Source organism: Mesorhizobium sp. P3_A2, assembly GCF_056403115.1.
In genome coordinates this window covers 433,409-453,054 of record NZ_JBFUGC010000004.1, presented here as the reverse complement: position 1 = coordinate 453,054, position 19,646 = coordinate 433,409, and the positions used below count along the sequence as shown (strand labels likewise).

At 62.6% G+C, this 19,646-nt stretch carries 15 protein-coding genes; 9 read left to right on the top strand and 6 right to left on the bottom strand.

All coding sequences use genetic code 11. The features are described 5' to 3' along the window. Positions 1-133: 133 nt before the first annotated feature. Positions 134-1,177: a LacI family transcriptional regulator gene (locus tag AC1DXM_RS12545; RefSeq protein WP_477233321.1), complete on the bottom strand. Its 1,044-nt coding sequence runs from the start codon at positions 1,175-1,177 to the stop codon at positions 134-136. A 394-nt stretch (positions 1,178-1,571) separates the two neighbouring features. On the opposite strand from AC1DXM_RS12545, the gene AC1DXM_RS12540 reads away from it, so the two are divergent. The 7 genes from AC1DXM_RS12540 to mgrA all read left to right on the top strand — a co-directional run bounded on the left by AC1DXM_RS12540 (position 1,572) and on the right by mgrA (position 8,893). Further along, entirely contained in the window at positions 1,572-2,810 is a 1,239-nt protein-coding gene (locus AC1DXM_RS12540) for an ABC transporter substrate-binding protein (RefSeq protein ID WP_477233320.1), read from the top strand. A gap of 82 nt (positions 2,811-2,892) precedes the next feature. After that, complete coding sequence (locus AC1DXM_RS12535) at positions 2,893-3,786, top strand: carbohydrate ABC transporter permease (RefSeq protein ID WP_112562776.1); 894 nt, start codon at positions 2,893-2,895, stop codon at positions 3,784-3,786. Beyond that, a complete protein-coding gene (locus AC1DXM_RS12530; protein ID WP_477233319.1) occupies positions 3,779-4,714 on the top strand; it encodes a carbohydrate ABC transporter permease in 936 nt (311 codons plus the stop codon). The genes AC1DXM_RS12535 and AC1DXM_RS12530 overlap by 8 nt, the downstream gene beginning before the upstream one ends. A 5-nt stretch (positions 4,715-4,719) precedes the next feature. Continuing rightward, the gene (locus AC1DXM_RS12525) at positions 4,720-5,814 is read left to right on the top strand and encodes an ABC transporter ATP-binding protein (protein WP_477233318.1); all 1,095 of its coding nucleotides are present in this window, start codon (positions 4,720-4,722) and stop codon (positions 5,812-5,814) included. A gap of 74 nt (positions 5,815-5,888) precedes the next feature. Beyond that, positions 5,889-6,635 (top strand): sugar phosphate isomerase/epimerase family protein, encoded by a 747-nt coding sequence (locus AC1DXM_RS12520; RefSeq protein ID WP_477233317.1) that lies wholly within the window; start codon positions 5,889-5,891, stop codon positions 6,633-6,635. Positions 6,636-6,645: 10 nt separating this feature from the next. After that, positions 6,646-7,788, top strand: a complete 1,143-nt coding sequence (locus AC1DXM_RS12515) for a Gfo/Idh/MocA family protein (protein WP_477233316.1) — start codon at positions 6,646-6,648, stop codon at positions 7,786-7,788. A 58-nt stretch (positions 7,789-7,846) separates the two neighbouring features. Then, positions 7,847-8,893, top strand: a complete 1,047-nt coding sequence (gene mgrA / locus AC1DXM_RS12510; RefSeq protein WP_477233315.1) for an L-glyceraldehyde 3-phosphate reductase — start codon at positions 7,847-7,849, stop codon at positions 8,891-8,893. A 91-nt stretch (positions 8,894-8,984) separates the two neighbouring features. Here the strand turns inward: mgrA and AC1DXM_RS12505 are convergent, their stop codons facing one another. Further along, the gene (locus AC1DXM_RS12505) at positions 8,985-10,070 is read right to left on the bottom strand and encodes a S1 family serine peptidase (protein ID WP_477233406.1); all 1,086 of its coding nucleotides are present in this window, start codon (positions 10,068-10,070) and stop codon (positions 8,985-8,987) included. 408 nt (positions 10,071-10,478) lie between these two features. Here AC1DXM_RS12505 and AC1DXM_RS12500 point away from each other — a divergent pair, with 408 nt between their 5' ends. Together AC1DXM_RS12500 and AC1DXM_RS12495 are read left to right on the top strand one after the other, a co-directional pair. Then, complete coding sequence (locus AC1DXM_RS12500; protein WP_477233314.1) at positions 10,479-11,558, top strand: trypsin-like serine peptidase; 1,080 nt, start codon at positions 10,479-10,481, stop codon at positions 11,556-11,558. A 187-nt stretch (positions 11,559-11,745) separates the two neighbouring features. Continuing rightward, a complete protein-coding gene (locus tag AC1DXM_RS12495; RefSeq protein WP_477233313.1) occupies positions 11,746-13,548 on the top strand; it encodes an MORN repeat-containing protein in 1,803 nt (600 codons plus the stop codon). On the opposite strand, the gene amrB is transcribed toward AC1DXM_RS12495, so the two are convergent. From amrB to AC1DXM_RS12475, 4 genes are all read right to left on the bottom strand, one after another. Further along, positions 13,549-15,264 carry an AmmeMemoRadiSam system protein B gene (gene amrB / locus AC1DXM_RS12490; RefSeq protein ID WP_477233312.1) on the bottom strand — a complete coding sequence of 572 codons (1,716 nt, stop codon included), beginning with the start codon at positions 15,262-15,264 and terminating at the stop codon, positions 13,549-13,551. It abuts the gene before it with no gap. A 149-nt stretch (positions 15,265-15,413) separates the two neighbouring features. Then, positions 15,414-18,437: a caspase family protein gene (locus AC1DXM_RS12485; protein WP_477233311.1), complete on the bottom strand. Its 3,024-nt coding sequence runs from the start codon at positions 18,435-18,437 to the stop codon at positions 15,414-15,416. Positions 18,438-18,450: 13 nt separating this feature from the next. Then, entirely contained in the window at positions 18,451-19,161 is a 711-nt protein-coding gene (locus AC1DXM_RS12480) for a DUF4760 domain-containing protein (protein WP_477233310.1), read from the bottom strand. Then, positions 19,158-19,550: a hypothetical protein gene (locus AC1DXM_RS12475; protein ID WP_477233309.1), complete on the bottom strand. Its 393-nt coding sequence runs from the start codon at positions 19,548-19,550 to the stop codon at positions 19,158-19,160. Before AC1DXM_RS12475 ends, AC1DXM_RS12480 begins: the two co-directional genes overlap by 4 nt. Positions 19,551-19,646: the final 96 nt, after the last annotated feature.

The window sequence follows — 19,646 nt, the reverse complement described above, 5'->3', positions numbered from 1 at the left end:
AGACAGGTGAGGCCGGCCTGCAAATGGCTGATACCTGCGCTTCCGGTGCTCACGTACAAAAAGTACGCTCCGCTCCGGTTCTCGGTATCAGTCATGTTCGACTCGGCCTGACCTGCCTCTCAGGTAGCGCCAGTCAGCCTCGATAAGCGACCACGTCGCCCGGCTTGACCACGGTCTGCAGGGAGCCGGGTGCCGCGCCCCCTATCCAGCCCAGCACGGCGCGGGCAAGCTCGGTGCCTGCCAGGCGGAAGTCTTCGTTGACGATCAGCAACTCCCGGCGGAACAAATGCAGCAGTTCCGACGACTGTTTCGAAACCACATCGACGTCGCGGCCGAGTTTCAGGCCGGCATCCTCGATGCCGGCGACGACGGCCAGCGTTGCCGCGGCGGCGCTGCTGACGAACCCGTCCGGCCTGACCTCGCGGCGCATCAGCTGCGCAGTCCGCGTCCTGATCTGATCGATCGACTGGTCGATTGAAACGGTGTTGAACGGCACTTCGCTGGCGTCGACCTCGCCCAGCGCATCGACAAAGCCGTTCACCGTGTGGCCGTAATAGGTGAGCCCCACAGGCGGTGTCACCAGCGCCAGCCGGCGCCGGCCGATGCCGGCCAGATGGCGCACCGCCTCGGCGGCGAAGGCGTAATTGTCGAAGTCATGATAGGGGTGGACGAGCCCCATATCGGTGCGGCCATGCGTGGCAAAGGGAATTCCGCGCTCCAGCATGTAGCGGGCGCGTGGGTCATTGGGCTGAGTGCGCGAAATGATGACGCCGTCGGCCGATCCCGTCTCGACCAGATACTTCACCGGATCCAGCGGATCCTGCGAGCGCGAATAGGGCGTGACGATCAGGTGATAGGGCGTGTCGGCAATGACCTCCGAGACACCGTAGATGATGTCCGAGACAAAGCTCATGATCTCGCGCTCGGTGTTGAGCACGAGGCTGATGACATTGGTCTTGCCGGTCCGCAGGCGCACGCCGGCACGGTTTGGCCGGTAGCCGATCTGCCTGGCGACGAGCTGGACGCGCCGCCTGGTCTCGGCGCCGATCTCGGGCGCATCCTTCAACGCACGCGAGACGGTGGTGACGCCGAGCCCGGTCATGAAGGCAAGCGTCTTCAACGTCGGGCGCTCATGCGCCGACGCGTCGTCGTCCTTGTCCGTCTGGTCCCTGTCCATTCGTCCCGCCCCGTCAGGCGCATAGCAGCCGCCGGCTCTGCCGACAATCGCTTCCATGACGATGTGGCACGGCAGTTCACTCGTTGAGCGTCAGTATACTGAAACGTTACAGATTGCCAATATTGCCACCGCACGCCGCCTAATTCATGGTTCTGGCCGGGATTTCAGGCCAGGACCAAGTCGCGCGAGAAACGAGGCTCGAAGTGGATTTCTTGCACTGCAGCATGAATTCGCAGCGCAACAACCGCTTTTGCACAGAGTTTGCCGGCTTGCACGCAAGGAATTTGTTCGCGCCTCGAAAAAATATTGAACCGCTTTTCTCCGAGGGGTTGCGCGCATCGCACAATTGCCGTATCGAAAATCTGTAACGTTTCAGATTCTGGGAGGAACCGAAATGCGCTATAAACTTTTGACCGCTGCTTTTGCCGCGACTGCCGCTCTGCAGTTTGCCGGCCCGGCAGCCGCGACCGACCTGGAAGTCACCCATTGGTGGACGTCGGGCGGCGAGGCGGCAGCGGTTGCAGAATTCGCCAAGGCGTTCGATGCCACCGGCAACCACTGGGTCGACGGCGCCATCGCCGGGTCCGGCGGCACGGCGCGGCCAATCATGATCAGTCGCATCACCGGCGGCGATCCGATGGGCGCCACCCAGTTCAATCACGGCCGGCAGGCGGAAGAACTGGTGCAGGCCGGCCTGATGCGCGACCTCACCGATGTCGCCACCAAGGGCAAGTGGACGGAAATCGTGCGGCCGAAGAGCCTGCTCGACAGCTGCACCATCGACGGCAAGATCTATTGCGTACCGGTCAACATCCATTCCTGGCAGTGGCTGTGGCTGTCGAACGAGGCCTTCGAAAAGGCCGGCGTGCCACTGCCGAAGGACTGGAATGAATTCGTCGCGGCGGCGCCCGCGCTGGAAAAGGCCGGCATCATTCCGCTCGCCGTCGGCGGACAGGCATGGCAATCCTCCGGCGCCTTCGACGTGCTGCTGGCGGCCGTGGGCGGCACGGACGCGTTCCTCAAGGTCTACAAGGACAAGGACGCCAAATTCGCCGCCGGACCCGAGATCGCCAAGGTCTTCAAGGCCGCCGACGATGCCCGCAAGATGGCCAAGAACACCAATGTCCAGGACTGGAACCAGGCGACCAATCTGGTCATCACCGGCAAGGCCGGCGGCCAGATCATGGGCGACTGGGCGCAGGGCGAATTCCAGGTTGCCGGCAAGGTCGCCGGCAAGGACTACACCTGCCTGCCGGGCCTCGGCCTGAACGAAGTCATCGCCACCGGCGGCGACGCTTTCTACTTCCCGCTGCTCAAGGATGCCGACAAGTCCAAGGCACAGGAAGTGCTGGCCGAAACGCTGCTCGATCCCAAGACGCAGGTCGCCTTCAACCTCAAGAAGGGTTCGCTGCCGGTACGCGGCGACGTCGACTTGAACGCCGCCAATGACTGCATGAAGAAGGGCCTCGCCATCCTCGCCAAGGGTGCCGTCATCCCATGGACGGACCAGTTGATGTCGCAGGACACCCAGAAGCAGAAGGAAGATCTCTTCGCCGAATTCTTCGCCAAGCCGGACATGACGGTGGAAGAGGCGCAGAAGCGCTTCGCCGACCTCATCGCGGCGGCAGACTGACGTTGGAGGCAATTCCCCTCGCTCCCGGCCCTGCCGCAAGCAGGGCCGGGACTGTACCGCCCTTACCCAGCCGGCTGACGAGATGAGCAAGAGCGAACGCCCCAACCCGCTGTTCCGCAACCTCAATGCGAAGGTCGCCTCGATCCCGATGATCCTCACCGCGTCGGTGGTCTTCGTTGGCGGCACGTTGTGGACGGTGCTCTATTCCTTCACCAATTCGAAGCTCTTGCCGCGGCTGAATTTCGTCGGGCTCGATCAGTATTACCGGCTGTGGTCGACGCCGCGCTGGCTGATCTCGATCGAGAATCTGTTGATCTACGGCGCGATCTCGCTGGTGTTTTCGCTGGTCATCGGCTTCCTGCTTGCCGCACTTCTCGATCAGAAGATCCGCTTCGAGGACACGTTCCGCACCATCTTCCTCTATCCGTTCGCGCTCTCCTTCATCGTCACCGGCCTGGTCTGGCAGTGGCTGCTCAATCCGGATTTCGGCATCCAGCATGTGGTGCGGGACCTCGGCTGGACGAGCTTCAGCTTCGACCCGCTCTATAATTCCAGCATCGTCATCTACGGCATTTCGATCGCGGCGCTGTGGCAAGGCACCGGTCTCATCATGTGTCTGATGCTGGCCGGCCTGCGCGGCATTGATGAGGACATATGGAAGGCTGCGCGCGTCGACGGGATCCCGATGTGGAAGACCTATCTGTTCATCGTCATTCCGATGATGCGTCCGGTCTTCATCACCACGCTGGTCATCATCGCCTCGGGCATCGTCAAGGTCTACGACCTCGTCGTCGCCCAGACCAGCGGCGGCCCGGGCATCGCCTCCGAAGTGCCGGCGAAGTACGTCTATGACTACATGTTCTTCGCCCAGAATCTTGGCCAGGGCTTTGCCGCCTCGACCATGATGCTGCTCTCGGTGGTGATCGTCGTCGTGCCGTGGGCCTATCTCGAATTCGGAGGCCGGAAGCGTGGCTGACCAGGTCGTCTCCTTGCCCGCCGGCGCGGGCGCCGTCGGGCGCGAAGCCTTGGGGCCGAGCGGACCAAAGCCGCGGCATGTCTTCTCGCGCCGCAACATCTTCCTCTATGGCACGCTGTTCGTGATGGCGGTCTACTATTTGCTGCCGCTCTACGTGATGGTTGTCACCTCGCTCAAAGGCATGCCCGAGATAAGGCTCGGCAACATTTTCTCGCCGCCGCTCGAAATCACCTTCGAGCCGTGGGTCAAGGCGTGGGCGACGGCCTGCACCGGCCTCAATTGCGACGGGCTTTCGCGCGGCTTCTGGAATTCGGTGCGCATCACCGTGCCGTCGGTGCTGCTGTCGATCGCGATTGCCTCGGTCAACGGCTATGCGCTCGCCAACTGGCGCTTCAAGGGCGCCGACACATTCTTCGTCATCCTGATCGTCGGCGCCTTCATCCCCTACCAGGTGATGATCTATCCGATCGTCATCATTCTGCGCGAGATCGGCCTCTATGGCAGCCTGAGCGGTCTGGTGATCGTCCATTCCATTTTCGGCATGCCGATCCTGACGCTTCTGTTCCGCAACTATTTCGCCTCGATGCCGGAAGAACTGTTCCGGGCGGCGCGCGTCGACGGCGCCGGCTTCTGGGGCATCTTCCTGCGCATCATGGCGCCGATGTCGCTGCCGATCTTCGTCGTCGCCATCATCCTGCAGGTCACCGGCATCTGGAACGACTTCCTGTTCGGCGTCGTCTACACCCGCCCCGACACCTATCCGATGACGGTGCAGCTCAACAACATCGTCAATTCGGTGCAAGGCGTGAAGGAGTACAACGTCAACATGGCCGCAACCATCCTGACCGGCCTCGTGCCACTCATCGTCTACTTCATCTCCGGCAAGCTTTTCGTGCGCGGCATCGCCGCCGGCGCGGTGAAAGGGTGATGGCGATGACGGCAGCCAACGGCACCAGCGTTTCGATTCAGGACCTGTCGCTCAATTTCGGCTCTGTGTCGGTGCTGCAGACGCTCAACCTCGATGTCGCCGAGGGCGAGTTCATCGTGCTGCTCGGTCCCTCGGGCTGCGGCAAGTCGACCTTGCTCAACTGCATCGCCGGCCTGCTCGACATTTCCGATGGCCGCATCTTCATCAAGGGCAAGAACGTCACCTGGGAGGAGCCAAAGGACCGCGGCATCGGCATGGTGTTCCAGTCCTACGCGCTCTACCCGCAAATGACGGTGGAGAAGAACCTGTCCTTCGGCCTGCGCGTTGCCGGCGTGCCAAAGGACGAGATCGCCAAGCGCATCGCGCGCGCGGCCGAGATCCTGCAGATCGAGCCGCTCTTGCAGCGCAAGCCGGCCGCCTTGTCCGGCGGTCAGCGCCAGCGCGTGGCGATCGGGCGGGCGCTGGTGCGCGACGTCGACGTCTTCCTGTTCGACGAGCCGCTGTCCAATCTCGATGCCAAGCTGCGCGCCGAGCTGCGGGTCGAGATCAAGCTTCTGCACCGCAATCTGCAGAACACCATGATCTACGTCACCCACGACCAGATCGAGGCAATGACGCTGGCCGATCGCATTGCGGTGATGAAAGGCGGCGTCATCCAGCAGCTCGACGCGCCGCAGACGATCTACAACCGGCCGGTCAACCGCTTCGTCGCCGGCTTCCTCGGCTCCCCGGCGATGAATTTCCTTGAAGGGGAACTGGAGGCCGGTCCGACGTTCAAGACGGACGGTGTTTCGGTGCCGCTTGAGCGCTACGCCTTTGACGGCACGGAGCGTCCCACCGGCGCCTGCGTGCTCGGCATCCGGCCCGAACATATCGCGTTCGGTGACGCGGCGAAGTCGATGCCGTTTTCCGCCAGCGGTTCCGTCGAGATCGTCGAGCCGATGGGGTCCGACACGCTGGTATGGACCAAGCTCGGCGGCCATAACCTTTCATTCCGCGTCGAGGCGGAACGGACGCTGCGCAGCGGCGACCCGGTCCAGTTCGGTTTCGATCCGGCGCGCGCCTCGTTGTTCGATGCCGCCACCGGCAACCGCCTGTAATTTTTGAAAATCATTCCAATCACACCTCGAGAACGATCCCCCAAGACCCACCACCCAAGAAACGGACAAAGACGATGAACTGGTCATTCCAACTCTACAGCGCCCGCAATTTTCTGCCCTGGGACGGCATCCTCAAAATGCTGGGCAAGGTCGGCTACAAGGAAGTCGAAGGCTTCGGCGGCGTCTATGAGGACCCCAAGGCGTTCCGTGCCGAACTCGACAAGAACGGGCTTGCTATGCCGACCGGGCATTTCTCGATCGATGCGCTGGAGAACGACTTCGACGGCGTGCGTAAAACAGCCGACGCGCTCGGCATCACGCTGGTCATCTGTCCCTATCTCATGGCCGAACAGCGGCCGGCCGATGCCGCCGGCTGGCGCGGCTTTGGCGAGCGCCTTGCCAAGGTCGGCGAAACCGCAAAAAAAGCCGGCTACGGCTTTGCCTGGCACAACCATGATTTCGAGTTCAAGAAACTCGCCGACAGCTCAGTGCCGCAGGACCATATCCTGTCGGCCGCACCCGATATCGGCTGGGAGATGGACGTCGCCTGGGTGGTCCGCGGCGGCGTCGATCCGTTGCCGTGGATCGAAAAGCACGGCAAGCGCATCAGCGCCGTCCATGTCAAGGACATGGCCAAAGCAGGCGAAGGGCTTGACGAGGATGGCTGGGCCGATGTCGGCCACGGCACGATTGACTGGGCCGGCCTGATCAAGACACTGCGCGCCAAAAGCGCGGCCAAATATTACGTCATGGAACAGGACAACCCCAACGACATCGAGCGCTTCGCCAGCCGCTCGCTCGCTTCCGTCAAGGCTTACTAGGACAATCATCATGGCAAAGAAACTGGGTATCGGCGTCATCGGCTGCGGCAACATCTCGAAGGCGTATTTCTCGCTGGCGCCGCTGTTTCGCGGCATCGAGATGGGCGCCTGCGCCGACATCAACATGGACGCGGCGAAGGCACGGGCGAAAGAGTTCAAGCTGCGCGCCGAGACTGTCGACGAACTGCTCAAGGACGACGAGATCGACATCATCGTCAACCTGACCATCCCGGCGGTGCATTACGAGGTGTCGAAGCAGATACTCGACGCCGGCAAGCATGTCTATTCGGAAAAGCCGTTCGTGCTGTCGATCAAGGAAGGGCTCGACCTGAAGAGCCGCGCCGAGAAGAAGGGTCTCCGCATCGGCTCGGCTCCGGACACTTTCCTCGGTGGCGCGCACCAGCTGGTGCGCAACCTCATCGACAATGGCGCGCTGGGCAAGATCACCAGCGGCACCTGCCACGTGATGGGTCACGGCATGGAGCACTGGCACCCCAATCCGGATTTCTTCTTCCAGCCGGGTGCGGGTCCGGTGCTCGACATCGGACCGTATTACATCACCAACCTGATCCAGTTGATCGGCCCGGTGAAACAGGTGGCGGCCGTTGCGACGACCCCTGCCAAGGAACGCACCATCAGCTCAAAGCCGCGTGCGGGAGAAAGGATCCCGGTCAACACGCCGACGACCATCCACGGTCTGCTCGAGTTCGAGAATGGCGCGGTGATTACACTCAACACCAGCTGGGATGTCTGGAGCCATGGCCATGCGCCGATGGAACTCTATGGCGAGGCCGGCACGGTCTATGTGCCGGATCCGAATTTCTTCGGCGGCGACGTGCGCATCACCGAGGCGGCCAAGCCGGTGAAGAAACTGCCGAAATGGAAGCATCCGTTCGGCGTGCCGAACGAAATGCACGGTCAGGGCATGATGGCCAATTACCGCACCGCAGGCCTTGCCGACATGGCGCTGGCGATCGCCGAGGGCCGCCCACATCGCTGCTCGATGGAGCTCGCGCTGCATGCCGTCGATGTCATGACCGGCCTGTTGCGGTCGGGCGAGACCGGCAAGTTCGTCGCCATGCAGACCACCTGCGAGCGGCCGGCTGCACTCGGCGTCAAGGACGCAAAAGGGCTGTTGGCGAAGCAGAAATGAGGTTAGAAGGGTGTCGGCGCGCTCGCGCCGACATCCATTCAATCCAGGATATGTACCCATGCGCTGGCAGCCGGCTGAAAACCGCTATGAGAAAATGGTCTACAACAGGTGCGGGCGATCCGGCCTGAAGCTGCCGGCGATCTCGCTCGGTCTGTGGCACAATTTCGGCAACGACACGCCGCACAAGACCAAGCAGGCAATTGCGCGCAAGGCCTTCGATCTCGGCATCACCCATTTCGATCTCGCCAACAATTACGGTCCACCGCCCGGCTCGGCCGAGATCGCCTTCGGCGACATATTGCGCACCGATTTCGCCGGCTATCGCGACGAGCTGATCATCTCGACCAAGGCCGGCTACGAGATGTGGGCCGGTCCCTACGGTGAATGGGGCAGCCGCAAATATGTGCTGGCCAGCCTCGACCAGAGCCTCAAGCGGATGGGGCTCGACTATGTCGACATCTTCTACTCGCACCGCTTCGATCCGGATACGCCGCTGGAAGAAACGATGGGCGCGCTTGACCATGCGGTCCGTTCGGGCAAGGCGCTCTATGCCGGCATCTCGTCCTACAATTCGCAGCGCACGCGCGAGGCGGCCGACATCTTGAAGCAGCTCGGCACGCCCTGCATCATCCATCAGCCGAGCTATTCAATGCTCAACCGCTGGGTCGAAGAGGATGGGCTGCTCGATACGCTGGAAGGGCTGGGCGTCGGCTCGATCGTGTTCTCGCCGCTGGCGCAAGGCATGCTGACCGACAAATATCTTGGCGGCATTCCCGAGGGCAGCCGCGCTGCCCAAGGCAAGTCGCTGCGGCCCGCCTTCATCAACGACAAGACCATCGCCAACATCAAGGCGCTGAACGCGATCGCCGGCCGCCGCGGCCAGACGCTGGCGCAGATGGCTTTGGCCTGGGTGCTGCGCAAGGGCCGGGTGACCTCGGCTCTGATCGGCGCCAGCAGGCCGGAGCAGGTCGAGGACTGCGTGGGTGCGCTCAAGGTGCTCGAGTTCAGAGATGCCGAGCTCGCCGAGATCGACACTTATGCCCGCGAGTCCGACATCAATCTGTGGGCGGCTTCGGCGGAACGCAAGGGACCGCCGCGCAAGTGAGCTAAAAACACAGCCGGCAAACGATACGAGTCAAAACGGCGGGAGGATCCCGCCGTTTTGCGTTTTCATGAAACGATGAACCGTTCTTGCCTCAGGGCTTCTTGGCGGTGCCGAGACCAGCCTTAGGCGCTGCCGCGGCGGCCGGAGCCGGGGTCTTCATCTTGGCTTCGATCCAGCCGGTGTAGTTGGCCAGCCGCGTGTAGATGCCATAGGCGTTCTTGTGGCCGCAGGCGGCGGTGCCGTCGGACGGACCTTCGCCCCAGCTGACGACGCCGACCTGGACCGGACCGTCGGCGCCGGTCATGAACAGCGGACCGCCGCTGTCGCCGTTGCACGCGTCGCGTTCGCCGCTGTCGGTGCCGGCGCAGATCATATTGTCGGTCAGCGGATCCGACATGTCGGCGGCAATCGCATTGGCGGCGGCATCGATGCCTTTTTCCGAATAACGCATGCGGTGCGAGAGGTCGCTAAGCGCCGCCTTGAGGTCATGCGCATAGATCGACTTGATGCCGCTGTTGCAGGCAGCGCTCGGCTCGAGATCGAGATCGGCGATCATCAGTGCGGTCGGGAAAGTCCCGTCCTGCATCTTGCCCCAGCCGATAACCGTGGTCTTGCCGCTGTCGGGCGTCGGCTCACGCGTGATCTTGATGGCCGGTGCGTCAGCCGGCTCGGCCAGCCGGAGCAGGCCGAGGTCGTTGTCCAGCGTCTGTTCGCTGTAGTTCTCGTTGACGATGACCTCGACCACCTTGTAGCGCTTGCCTTCGGTGAGATCGGTGGCGCCGGTCAGCACGGTGACCGTCTCGGGCGAAATCGGCCGACCCTTGTCGTTGAGGCAATGCGCGGCCGTCAGCACCCATTGCGGCGCGATCAGGCTGCCGCCGCAGAACTGCGCGTTCGGCTGCGAGGCCGGGCTGGGATCCAGCCGCGCGGTGGTCAGCAGCGCCACCTGGAACGGATAGGCGCCCTTGTCGGCTTCCTTGCCGCCATAGACGCGGTCGGCACCGTCGGGGTTCTCGGCCTTGGCCTTGTCCCGGGCTTCCGCGACGCGTTGCATCGGCGAGACCGCCGCTTCCGGCCTGACGGCGGCGTCTGCCGCATGCAGCGCGTTGAAGGCGGGAAAAGCAGCCGCGATGCCCAACAGCGATGCAGCGGCGAGCGGCCTGAACCGATGGAACATGTTCACCTTGAAACCTCCTGAGATGAAAATTGGCGGGCGATGCCAAGCTAGCGCAAAATCAGCCTGAGCGAACCGGTACGCCGCTCGCACCTTGCGCCATATCGAACGGCGCGCGAGCGGTCATAAAACCGAAACACCACTTTTGCTAATCGTGCCCCGTCGGGCAGAACCCACCCAAACCCTATAGCCCCCCACGGGCTACGTGGAAGCGATTTGTCATTGCCAATGTTGGATTATTTTAGGCAGTATATCGACGCGGATGCGTTTGGCGGAGGGCTTTAACGAGGCCGTCCGGAACGATGATCTGACACGGGCGGGTAACCAAACTGATTCTTTAACGCCACCACGATCTCGACAATATTTCTGTATTTTGATCCACTCCTTGCTGACTTTTGGGAGAGTCTCACCATGACAAAACTGACAAGCACTATCATTGTGTCCGCATTGCTATCCACCGCAATGTGGACGATGCCCGCCTTCGCCGCCGATCCCGGCTCCGCGAATGCCGGCAACGGCGAAAGCATGCGCGATGTCGGGGCTGGCGACTACCAGCCTGGCCGGGCAAAGCCGATCGCCCCGCCGAAACTGACCGAAGATGAAGCCAGCCGGGCAGCGCCGCTGACCGACGAGGCGACGGCGGTCAAATCCTATGGCATCGTCGGCCGTTCCGCCGATGGCAAGGACATCAAGATCGATGCCGGCGAGACGCTGAAGGACCTTGTCATCAAGGAACTGAATGCGCCTGCCAACGCACCGGCCGCCGACAAGACCGGGCTGACGGGTGGCGACGAAGCCGGCCGTCAGGTGTTCGGCGAAGACGACCGCGAGCAGATCAAGAACACAAAGACCTATCCGTTCACCGCGATCGGCTATCTCGAAGGCAAAGCCAAGAGCGGCTATGGCAGTTGCTCGGCGACGCTGATCGGCCCGCGCACGGTGCTCACCGCCGCGCATTGCCTCTACAGCAATGAAGACAAGGCCTGGCTCGACGACGTCATCTTCGTGCCGTCGCTCAACGGCAATACCGCAGACGATGCACCGTTCGGCGCTTTCAGCTATGAGAGCGTCTATATCCTGCAGGGCTTCATCGACAATTATCAGGGCTACTACGGCTCGGTCATTCCGTGGGACCTCGGCATCATCACGCTGAAGCAGGATATCGGCACCAATCTCGGCTGGCTGGGTTATGCCAACTACGAGAACCTGGGCGATTTCACCGCCAATATTATCGGGTATCCCGGCGACAAGCCGATGGGGACGATGTGGAAGGCGACCTGCGAAGTGCACGCCGAAAACATCGGCGTGGAGTATTTCCAATACGACTGCGACACCTATCCGGGGTCGAGCGGCAGCTCGGTCTACGCCTATGACAATGGCGCCAAGCAGCGCGTCGTCACCGGCGTAAACGTGGCTGAAAGCCCGAATGCCAACACCGCCGTGCGCCTGAACGCCGCCAACGTGCAGTGGATCAACAGCCTGTACAAATAAGGCCCGATCTTTCGCCGGCAAACAGCGGCGAGAACCGGCAATACCAAACCGGCGACGGGACCTCCCCGTCGCCGGTTTTTTTGCATCGAATCGCTCCCTTGCACAGTTTTGCGGCGGCGCTTACGCTAGGCGATCCAAGGGGTTGGGAACCATGGTGCGGGCAAGAATGATCTGCGGGGTCAGGGCGATGGCGGCTGCATCCATGCTGGCCGCGCTGACGTGCTTTTCCGCCATGGTCGATCAAGCTGGTGCATCGCCTGATGGCGCCTGGGCCGAGCGGGTGCAAATTCTCTACCAGAGCCAGACGCGTTCGGTGCTGCGCAAGACCCTCCGGGTCTGGAATTTCCATCCCGAGTTGGGCCTGGATTTCGTCTGGGAGCCGGCAGCCGGCCAGTCACCGGACCGGACGGTCGCGGCCGACGGCACCGTCAACGGCAAGGGCAGGCTGGTCTGGCGCGTGCGCGGCTCCGCCAGCTATGACCCCAAGACCATCTATTCCAGCTATTTCGGCGAGATCAGGAATGGCCGGCCCGATGGGCAGGGCCGACTGGAACTGCGCTCAGGCGAGATACTCGACGGCCATTGGGTCGCCGGCCAGCTCGACGGCCATGGCATCCATATCGACGCCGACGGCAATCGCTATGAAGGGCAATTCAGGGCCGGTGTGCCGAATGGTAGCGGCCGGCTGGAGACGAAAACGGGCGAAATATTCGTCGGCTCATTTACCGATGGGCTGAAGAACGGGAAGGGCCGCACCCGGCTGCCGGGCGGCACCGTCTACTGGTCGCAATGGGCGATGGGCAAGGAGATCGGCGGCGCGCGTCCCGACGTGCTGGCCGATGCCCGAGTGGGCGGGCTGCTGAAGGCGCAAACCGGCGGCGGCGCCGCAGACAAGGTCGAGATCGGCATTGCCGTCGACCAGCGCATGACGCAGCAGGCCGACATGCAGTACCAGCATCTGGTGCGCGACGAAGACATCGCGATCTATCCAGTGTCGGACGAATACAACGATGCCTGGAACGGCACCGGGCAGGTTCGTGCCGGCAATGTCTATGACGGCATGGATTGGGAGCAGGCGCCGGCCTTCGCCGAAGTCGACCTCAAGACCACCAATCAGTCGCGGGTCAAGCTTGACAGCCTGGAAATGAAAGTTGCTTCCAGCGAAGCCTATCGCAAACCAATGCTGTCGATCAGCGAGCACTATGGCTGTGTCGGATTCCGCCCCGATTTTTCGATCGTCAACAATGGCTGGGGCGACGTCAAGGACATGAAGATGTCGATCCAGTTCACCAGGACCGACGAGGAAGACATCGTGACCGGCGAGCCGAGCCGCATGTTCACGAAGGACATCGGCAACTTCGGCGACGGCGTGGACGTCTCAGTCAAGAATGTGCTGGCCGAGGCCGGCGTCGATACGACCACGCTCGAGACCCAGCGCTTCACTTGCCCGTCGAGGGACGCGCTTGACGTCTGCCGCGCCCAGGTGGCCAACAAGGTCAAGTTCGGCGATGTTGCCGATTATATCAGCGGCAGCGTCGACAAGATGAGCGTCACCGGGATCGGCAAGCTCGATTATTCCTGGGCCGACGATCAGGGCAATGTCTCTCAGCAGAGCGAGCCGTTTCGCGTCGTCGTCTCGCTGGTCAGCATCGAGGTCCCGGAATCGCTCGCCGAGTGCGGCGATGGCGGCGGCGCTTCGCCTGAAGCGCTGCGCTACCAGAACATCGAATTTCCGATCGGCAAGACCGATTACAGCATCCCCATGCCGGTACGTGGCAACAAGAATCTCAGCGCGTACACGGCGCGGCTGAAGATGTGGTCGTCGATGTCGTCGATCCATCGCTTCAGCATCGCCGCCCATTTCGCCGACGGCAGCACCCGCGAGAGCATGCCCGCCACATTCTTCTATTTCAAGCCGAAGGAGTCCTTGTTCGAGACCAAGACCAAGCCGGCCGTGTGCTATTTGCCGGAAGACCTGCAGGGCTGCTGATTACTTCGAGCCCATCTCGAAATAGTTGGGCAGCGGGATCAGCCGGGCAAAGATCGTGCCCTGGCTGAACACCCTGAGTTCCAGCATTGACCCGGACGATCGCTCGGCCTTCTGGTCGAACAGGAAATTCCCGAGCGAATAAATCTCGGCCACATCGCCGCCGGCGAGCGGCAGGATCGCTTCGCTCGACACATGCGGATGGCCGCCGACGATGGCGGTGACACCGCGCAGCCGCATCTGGTCGGCAAGCATCTCCTCGCGTGGTGACGGCTCGGTCTTGTACTCACGGCCCCAATGGACAAAGGCGACCACCGGCCGCTCGGCATTGTCGTGTAGCAGCCGGTCGAGCAATGCAGGCGTCAAAAGGTCGGTGTTGCTGGAGCCATTGGTATCGATGTCGGTCAGTCCAACAATGTCGAGATCGGCAAGCGCCTCGGTCTCGCCCTGGCCGAAATGGGCGATACCGGCCGCATCGAGTGCGGCCAGAGTCTCGGCATAGCCGGAAGGGCCGAGGTCGTAGGCGTGATTGTTGGCAAGGCTAACGGCGGCGACCTGCAATTTCTTCAGCATGCCGATGGCGAGGTCCGTTGGCATTGCCAGTGTCATGTCGTCGATCGCTTCGGGAACGTTGGGCAGGATGACGCCTTCGAGGTTGACGATCAGCGGCCTGGATCGGGTCAAAGCCAGCACGCTGTCGACGATTTTCTCAGCAACGCCGTCGCGGACCAGGACCTTTTTCATGGCGCGGCCGAAATTCACGTCACCGGCGAAATAATAGAGCTTGTCGTCGGGCCGGGCAGGGTTGTTGAAACCGGGGCCGAAGGCGCCGAATAATGCCACGACATAGCTGGTGGTGCGCTCGACATAGTCGCTCGAATGCGCCTGCGAATTCTCGTTGGCGACGACCAGCGGCGCGGCGCCGAACAGTTCGCGCTGCAGCCTGGTCTGGATGTAGAGCGCGCCGACGGAATCGGCGTGCGCCGGCTGCTGCAGCGCCGCGATGCCGTCGAGCGATCCGGCGGCCAGCATGTTCAGCGTCTGCTGGTCGAAACGCCTGGCCTCATGCTGCGGCAGATAGTGCGAGAAATCGGTGGATTCGACGATCAGCGTGTCCTTGTCGACGATCGCCTTCAGCGCCTCCGCCAGCCGGTCCCAATCACCGCGCTTGGCTTTGACCGACATCGCAACGGGCACGATTTCGGCCTCGGGAAAATAATGGTGCAGGAAGGGCAGCATGGCCTGCACGCCATGCTCCTTGGCAAACAGGCAGGACTCCTCGACCATGTCGCTGTTTATTTCGAGAAGGCGAGCGGCCGCCGTGTCGGCCGAGACCGGACCAAGCACCGTGTCGAAGCCGTGCGTGGCGGTGGCGAAGAGTTTCTGCGTCTTGTGGAAATGGTCGGGCGACAGGATGACGATGCGCTTGTAGCGAAAGCCGGATGCGGCGTGGAAACCGAGCGCGACGAGATCGGTGGCGAGCAGATGGTGCGGCACGGTGATGCCGGTGAGACGTTGGTTGGACGGGTCGATTTTGGCGACCGCAGAGATGGCGTCGTTGAAGAGCGCGGCGTCGTCATAGAAGGATGGGAAATTGGCGTCGCCTGGCGGGCAGGCGACGGGGGCTGCGAAGGCTTGGAGCGGAAATAGGAAGGCGACAGCGAAGATCAGCAAAACAACGGTCTGCGCCCAGACACTCCCTTCTGTACTGCCGGACATCTCCCCCGCAAGGGGGGAGATTACTCGCCTCGTCGCCGGCGCTTCCTTTGAGACGTCGATGATTGGCGAAACCCGAGGCGATAGCTGATCTCCCCCCTTGCGGGGGAGATGCCCGGCAGGGCAGAGGGGGGTGTCGTGGCGCAAACCTCTCACGGCTCCGCCAGCACGATGTTTTCGACGCCGCCGACATAATAGAACGGCTTCTGCTTCGCTGCGGTCAGCCGCACCACTTCGCGCGAAATGTAGTCGGCGAGGCCGAACAGCGTCACGCCGCCATCCGATGTCTTTGCCCGGCCGCGCAGGCCTTCGAGGATCGAATAGGTGAAGACGCCATGGCCGAGCTCGGGCAGTTCCGCGGCAGTGCTGTTGGCGGCGGTGGCCGAGAAGACGACGATGCGCGCGTCCTGCGCATCCTTTTCCAGGCGCGGATTGAAGGCATTGGCGGCATGGCAGGTGTCGAGCAGCATGAAGCGCATGCCCTTGGCGCGCTCGACCGATTTCTGGATGTCGCCCCAATCGACCAGCGAGGAGCGCTTCCAGCGGTCGGCGTCCTGTTTGCGGCCGTCGGTCGGGATGAAATAGTAGTCCTCGTCGATGTTGATGCCGTGACCGGCGACGAAAATGATTGTGGTGTCGTTCTCGCCGGGCTTGTCGAGGAAATCGGCAAGCTGGTCATCAATGGTGTCGGAATCCGGCTCCAGGATGCTGTCGGCGCTGGCCACCTTGAACACGTCCTTGCCGGAGTCGGGCGCCTCATCCAGCGCTTCGCGGTTGACCAGCACCAGCGTCTCCATCGACGAGAACAGAGGTGCGGATTTCTGCGAGATCACCTTGAGGAATTCGGTGGCGTCGTCGACGGGGTAGCGCAGATCGCAGGCGCGGCCGGTGCAGGCGTCGGTCAGGAAGGGATATTTGTCGACGCCGATCACGGCGACGTAGAGCTTGCCCTTGTTTGCGGGCTTCTCTGTTTTCCGGGCCAGTGCTGTGACGCTGCGCTCGGTCAGGTAGCCGAATTCATTGGTCCCGGTGATGCGGATGGTGTTTTCGCCATTCTCGACCGGCACCTCAACGATGGTGCTTTTGCCGCCATCGGCCGAGCGCGCCGTGACATCGCCGACATTGCGGCTGTTCGACAGGATCGAAAAGCCTGCGACATCAGCGCCGGCTTCCTGCGCGCCTGTGATCTCGACGGCGACGTAGCCCTCGCGGACATTGCTCTGGTCGTCAGCTAGCTTGATGCCGAATTCCGGCGGCTTGCGCGAAAGCAGCCTTTCCAACTCGCGGTCGACGCCGGGCCGCATTTCCTGGACCGCCTGTTCGGCGCTGCGCAGGACAATGGCCCGGCGCACCATTTCCGGGCTCCAGAGGTATTTCTTCAACTGGCCGGCGCTGATGAAACGTCCCTCATGATCGCGGCTCTGATTGACCTGCCAGCCGATCAATTTGTCGCCGTCGGCGGAGGAATAATAGTAACCCTGCGGCATCCAGACGATCCATTCGGAGCCGGCAAAGAACATCGAGACGATCAGTTTGTGCGTCTTCAAGTTCCACAGCCGCACGGTCTGGTCGGCGCTGCCGGTGATCAGCAGCCCTTCCTTCTCGGAGGCGGCAATAGCGTTGATTTCGCCGGTGTGGCCGGTGAATTCGCCTGACACCGCGGCGGTCGCGGTCTTGTACTCCAGCAGCGTGCCGTCGCTGCCGCCGGTGACCAGGCCAAGACCGTTGCTAATCAGGGTGTAGGCCGAATGGACGAAACCATTGGTGGCGGCGTTCTCGATGCTGTGCACCACCTTGCCGCCGTTCGCGATTTCCAGCACGGCATTTTCCGGGCCGTCCTTGCCGCCGGGGACGGCGCGAAGCGACCACTGACCGTCGGCCAATGCGGCGCGGGCAAAGGCGCCCTGTTCCGACGACGCTTCGGGGTCCTCGAAGAACCGCTCGGCCGTCGGCAGCGCCAGCGTCTTATCCAGCGTGCCCTGAAGCTCGGGACAGGACACGCGCTCGGGGCAGGGGTTGGCATTGCCCCAGGCGATGGAGTTGCTCACCGCATCGATGCCGACCGCCGTCACCGGTTCGCCGACCCCTTGCAACAGCGCCTTGCGCTCGCCGGTCGCGGGGTCCCAGACCTGGATGGCATTGCGGGTGCCGCCGGCGGTCGCCACCAGCGAACCGTCGGCATTGCCGGCGCCGGCAAAGACCGTGCCGTCATGGCCGCTATAGTCGAGCACCTGCTCGCCGCTGTCCGTATTCCAGATCACCGTGCGGTGCTTGTCGGCGCAGCGATAGCTGCACGACGCCACAAGCCGCGAACCTGTAGCGAAGCTCAGCGCGCCGATCTGGAAATCCTGCTTCGGCATGGCGCGAACGAACTTGCCGTCGCTGGCCTGCCAAAGCTGGACATCGCCATCCTTGCTGCCGGTGGCGAACAACTGGCCATCAAGCGAGACGGCGAGGGCGGCGACGCTGACGTCGCGAAGCGGTTCGGCCTCGGCGGGCAGCGGGATTTCCTCTGACTTGGCGACGTCCCAGAGCCTTATGCCATTGTCGGTGGTCGTCGCTGCCAGCCGGGTTCCCGCTGCGGCGAAGGCGAGCTTTTCGACACGCCAGGAATCGGCATCGAGCTTTCCAGCCAGCATCCAGCCCGTTGCGGATTTGTCATCAACGCGCCAGAGATAGACGAAGCCATCGCCACCGCCGGCGGCCAGCATGCTTCCGTCCGGCGAGAAGGCGACATCATAGATCGCGTAGTCGGCGCCCTTGAGCACGGCCTTGATCTTGCCGGTGGCGAAATCGAACAGCCTGACATCGCCATAGGGCGGCTTGTCGCCGATGCCGGCGCCGAAATAGCCGCCGGCGGCGATGGTCTTGCCATCCGGCGACACTGCGATCGCAAAGATCTTGCCGTCATTGCCGTTACCGAGATAGCCGCGAATGGTGCGCAGCGTCACCCCACTCTGCCAGTCCCAGATGCGGATGGTCTTGTCGTCGGAGGCGGAGGCCAGTTCCTGGCCGTCCGGCGTGAAGGCAAGGTCGGTGACCCTCGCGCTGTGACCGCCGGTGTTGAGATCGAGATGGAAATCGAGGTCTTCGGCACGGGCTGCTGACGCCAGCGCCAGAAGACCGACCACGATCAGCAACCGGAAAGCACGCAAGGGATGGGAGCGGCCCGGCACGTTCGTTGCGCCGCTATTTGGATTCGGCGGGAGGCGAGCCGAGGCGCACATAGTTTTCGATCGCCTGGGCATAGTTCGCGGAACCGGTCTTGCGTTCCTTTTCTATGTAGCCGGCAAAGTAGCTCCAGAACGACACGGCATAGTCGCGGAAATAGGCGTCGGCGACGTCGCGCGAGCAGAGCTTGCCCTCTACACAGATGGAGAGACGGTTGAGGAAATAGACGATGCGGTCGAAACTGTCGTTGAAATCGGCGATCGGCATCGTGCCGCCCCCGGCCGTCATTGCCTCTATGCCGACGCGTTGCCGGAACACCTGTTCCTCGGTTGGCGACGGCGTGGCGCTGAGCAGATTGTCATATTTGGCGTTGAGCGCCGCCAGCCGCTCCTTGAGCGCGCGTTGTGCCTGCTGAAAATCCTTGCTTTCCCAGAGTTCGACCAGCGACATCGTCTGCTCGACGCGCTTCTGTTCCTGGTTTGCCAGAAACTGGAAGACCGAGAAGGCGAGGGTGAAGATGATCGCCAGCCGCACGGCGAGGCCCGACCAGGCATAGGCCAGCATGCGCCAGTCGCGGTCGGTGAACGGGTTGGATTCCTTCTTGATCTCGTGGCTGCTCGGCCACGGAAAACCTTCGGTGGTTTCCGGCAAGGTCTCCGGCTTCTTGTTCGATGCCGGCACCGGCAGGGCCGGCCGTTTTTGTGTTGCAGTGCCCCCCGGTTTTTTCATCCGCAGCTGTCCAGTTGGATGGTGGCGGACGGATCGAGCACGATGCCGGGCGCCTCCAGTTTCTTTTTCAGGCAATCGAGCTGCGTGCGCGAAATCATGAACTGCACGTCCGGTTCGGCAGCCGCCTTGTTGGGTGACGGCAAGGGCTCGACCACGCCGCGCGAGGCGCAGTTGGAGAGATCGACGACGACGGCCGTGCTGCCGGTCTTGGCGATCTGGTCGTACTGGTCGAGAAAGCAGGTGGCGAGCTCGGAATTGGTGACGACCTGCTTGACGCACAAGCCGCAGGTTTCGTCCGCCGAGGCATTGGCGGCCAGCAACAGGCCGGCGGCAAGGCCGGCAGTCGCTGCACGCCAGGAAAGCACGGGGATAGTCACTGATGTCCTCATCTTTTGCATCCCGCCGCGGCACATCGAGGCGCAGCGAGCCGGGAAATGTTCATATATCATGGCCTTGGCGCAAGAGCCGACAACGGATGTCGGTCC

Coding starts and splice junctions, on each gene's coding strand:
- AC1DXM_RS12505 (WP_477233406.1), bottom strand. CDS start 10,070: ATGTTCCATCGGTTCAGGCCGCTCGCCGCTGCATCGCTGTTGGGCATC.
- amrB (WP_477233312.1), bottom strand. CDS start 15,264: ATGTCCGGCAGTACAGAAGGGAGTGTCTGGGCGCAGACCGTTGTTTTG.
- AC1DXM_RS12535 (WP_112562776.1), top strand. CDS start 2,893: ATGAGCAAGAGCGAACGCCCCAACCCGCTGTTCCGCAACCTCAATGCG.
- AC1DXM_RS12515 (WP_477233316.1), top strand. CDS start 6,646: ATGGCAAAGAAACTGGGTATCGGCGTCATCGGCTGCGGCAACATCTCG.
- AC1DXM_RS12545 (WP_477233321.1), bottom strand. CDS start 1,177: ATGGACAGGGACCAGACGGACAAGGACGACGACGCGTCGGCGCATGAG.
- AC1DXM_RS12495 (WP_477233313.1), top strand. CDS start 11,746: ATGGCGGCTGCATCCATGCTGGCCGCGCTGACGTGCTTTTCCGCCATG.
- AC1DXM_RS12540 (WP_477233320.1), top strand. CDS start 1,572: ATGCGCTATAAACTTTTGACCGCTGCTTTTGCCGCGACTGCCGCTCTG.
- AC1DXM_RS12475 (WP_477233309.1), bottom strand. CDS start 19,550: ATGAGGACATCAGTGACTATCCCCGTGCTTTCCTGGCGTGCAGCGACT.
- AC1DXM_RS12480 (WP_477233310.1), bottom strand. CDS start 19,161: ATGAAAAAACCGGGGGGCACTGCAACACAAAAACGGCCGGCCCTGCCG.
- AC1DXM_RS12500 (WP_477233314.1), top strand. CDS start 10,479: ATGACAAAACTGACAAGCACTATCATTGTGTCCGCATTGCTATCCACC.
- mgrA (WP_477233315.1), top strand. CDS start 7,847: ATGCGCTGGCAGCCGGCTGAAAACCGCTATGAGAAAATGGTCTACAAC.
- AC1DXM_RS12525 (WP_477233318.1), top strand. CDS start 4,720: ATGACGGCAGCCAACGGCACCAGCGTTTCGATTCAGGACCTGTCGCTC.
- AC1DXM_RS12520 (WP_477233317.1), top strand. CDS start 5,889: ATGAACTGGTCATTCCAACTCTACAGCGCCCGCAATTTTCTGCCCTGG.